Source organism: Brevundimonas diminuta ATCC 11568 (assembly GCF_000204035.1).
Lineage (GTDB): Bacteria > Pseudomonadota > Alphaproteobacteria > Caulobacterales > Caulobacteraceae > Brevundimonas > Brevundimonas diminuta.
Genome location: NZ_GL883086.1, coordinates 1,650,844 through 1,653,286 on the forward strand (window position 1 = coordinate 1,650,844; position 2,443 = coordinate 1,653,286).

Annotated in this window: 3 protein-coding genes; all 3 read right to left on the reverse strand. The window is 71.4% G+C overall.

The window, feature by feature from the left end; genetic code table 11:
• Nucleotides 1-177, reverse strand: a 177-nt coding sequence (locus BDIM_RS17245; protein ID WP_248601236.1) for a Mur ligase domain-containing protein, incomplete at its 3' end; no start/stop codon positions are given.
• Nucleotides 174-1,952, reverse strand: coding sequence for a peptidoglycan D,D-transpeptidase FtsI family protein (locus tag BDIM_RS11860; protein WP_003165839.1), 1,779 nt, complete (start codon nucleotides 1,950-1,952; stop codon nucleotides 174-176). The genes BDIM_RS11860 and BDIM_RS17245, both read right to left, overlap by 4 nt.
• Nucleotides 1,949-2,347 (reverse strand): cell division protein FtsL, encoded by a 399-nt coding sequence (gene ftsL / locus BDIM_RS11865; RefSeq protein ID WP_003165840.1) that lies wholly within the window; start codon nucleotides 2,345-2,347, stop codon nucleotides 1,949-1,951. The genes BDIM_RS11860 and ftsL overlap by 4 nt, the downstream gene beginning before the upstream one ends.
• Nucleotides 2,348-2,443 lie beyond the last annotated feature (96 nt).

The following is a 2,443-nucleotide window of genomic DNA, read 5'->3' on the forward strand; positions in this document are numbered from 1 at the left end:
GGCGGCCCCTTTCGCCAGGGCCTGCGGAATGAAGGCGCGGCCGTCGGCCTGCGTCCCCGGCAGGGCGACGAACAGGGCGCCGGGCACGACCTGGCGGCTGTCGGCGGTGACGGCGGTGATCTCCGGGTCCGAGGCCACGTCGCGGCGCAGCAGTTCGGAAAGGCGCAGCTGGCTCATCGGCCGTCGCCCTCCACGTCCTGGAACTCGGGGATCTTTTCGCCCAGGGCGGTGGACCAGCGGTCGGCCTTGCGCTCGACGCCCAGGAAGCCCGCGATGCGGTCGGCGATGCGGCCCACGGCGGGCGCGGCGACATAGCCGCCGGTGCGCGGATAGACGCCCGGCTCGTCCATCAGAACGAAGACGGTGTAGCGCTTGGCGTCCACCGGCCCGTCGGCGGGGAAGACCCCGGCGAAGGAGCCGACGGCCACCGCCGGATTATAGCGGCCGTTGACCAGCTTGTTGGCCGAACCCGTCTTGCCGCCCATGCGCAGACCCGGCGCGTCGGCGAACCGGCCCGAGCCGCGCGTGACGTTGCGGCGCATCAGGTCCAGCATGACGGCAGACGTCTCGGGCGAGACGACCTGATGCGTCTGGGCGTTCGGACGCCCGCCCTTGCGCAGGGTCGGCGGCACATAGCGCCCGCCGTTCACCAGCGCGCCATAGGCCGACACATACTGGATCGGCGTGACCATGATGCCGTAGCCGAACGACAGCGACGCCAGGGTGCTGTCGTCCCACTTCCTGACCTTAGGCGGGGCGGCCGATTCCTTCAGCTCGATCGGGGCGGCGTCCAGCAGGCCCAGACGGCGGAAATAGTCGCGCATCACATCGCCGCCCATCTCGACCGCCAGTCGCGAGGTGCCGATGTTGGACGAATGCAGATAGACCTCCTCCAGCGTCAGCACCTTGTTGGTGGCGTGGAAGTCGGTGATGCGTCGCTTGCCGATCTGCAGCGCCTGGGAGGCGTCGAACAGGGTGTTCATGTCGGCCCGGCCGGTGTCGATGCCGGCGGCGACGGTGAAGCTCTTGAACACCGAGCCCATCTCATAGTGGGCCGAGACGACGCGGTTCAGCGTGGCCTCTTCCGGCGCGGCGTTGCGGCGGTTGGCGTCATAGGTCGGCCACGAGGCCATGGCCAGGATCTCGCCCGTCTGCACGTCGGCGACCACGGCGACGGCGCCCTTGGCCTTGTGCTCCTCGGCGGCGATGGCCAGCTCGTTCTCGACCACGCCCTGAACCCGCAGGTCGATGGACAGGGGGAAGTCCTCGCTGGCGGCGCCCGCCGCGCGGATCTCCTGGTCGAAGGCCAACTCGGCGCCCGCGACGCCCTGGCCGCCCGTGTCCGAACGACCGATCAGGTGCACGGCCGAGCTTCCCAGCGGATAGACGCGACGGTCTTCCGGCTCGAACGTCACTCCGCCCAGGGCCAGGGCGTGGACCGCCCGACGCTCGGACGGCGTCAGGCCGTTCAGGGCGATCAGACGGCGCTCGCCGCTCATCACCCGGTCCAGACGCGCAGCCGAAATGCGCGGCAGGGCGCGACGCAGCTGGGCCTTGGCCGCCGGAATGTCCCAGACCTCGCGCGGGTCGATGTAGAGGCCGTAGTGGGTGATGTTGGTCGCCAGCAGCTGACCGTTGCGATCCACCAGATCGGCGCGCGTCAGGGCGCCGGGATGGAAGCCCGCCCCCGCCCCGCGCGCAGGCGCCAGCAGGGCCGCGTGCGCCGCGCCCAGGGCCAGGCAGGCGAAGACGGCGCAGAAGGCCGCCATGATCAGGAAGATGCGGACGCGGGTGTCTTCTTCCGGGCGGGCGTCGGCGCGGGCGCGCTCGAACGAATGCTCCAGATTCCAGACGATCGAGGCGACCCAGCGCCCCCAGGCCGAGACCGCGCCGCCGAAGGTCGCCTGCGGGCGGCCGCGATAGCCCATGCCGTGATGGTCATGCACGCTCATTGCACGGCCCCCGCAGCAGACGCCGCAGATGCAGCGACGGGCGCGGCGGCGAGCTTTTCAGCCGGCGGGGGCGCGATCGCGGGCAGGGCCGCCTCGCCCGCCTGCTTCTTCACATCGACCGGACCCAGGCCGATCTCGCGCGACAGGGCCTCCAGCCGCGCGGGCTGCTCCAGCCGCGTGACCTCGGCGCGCAGCAGACGCACCCGCTCGCGATTCTCGCGGATGTCGCGCTCCAGACTGCTGATCTCGGCGCTTTCGCGGGCGGCGGCCGCCTTGGCGATATAGACCGAGAAGACCAGCGCCAGAACGCAGGCCACGCCGATGATCTCGACGCAGCGCACGCCGCGCACCTTCCACTCGAACAGGCGCTTGATGGGGGCGGGCATGGCGATCATGCGGCCCTCCCCTTCATCGCGCCCCAGGCCGGAGCGCCCGTCCGCACGGCCGCGCGGATCTTGGCCGAGCGGGCGCGAGGGTTGGCGGCCAGCTCG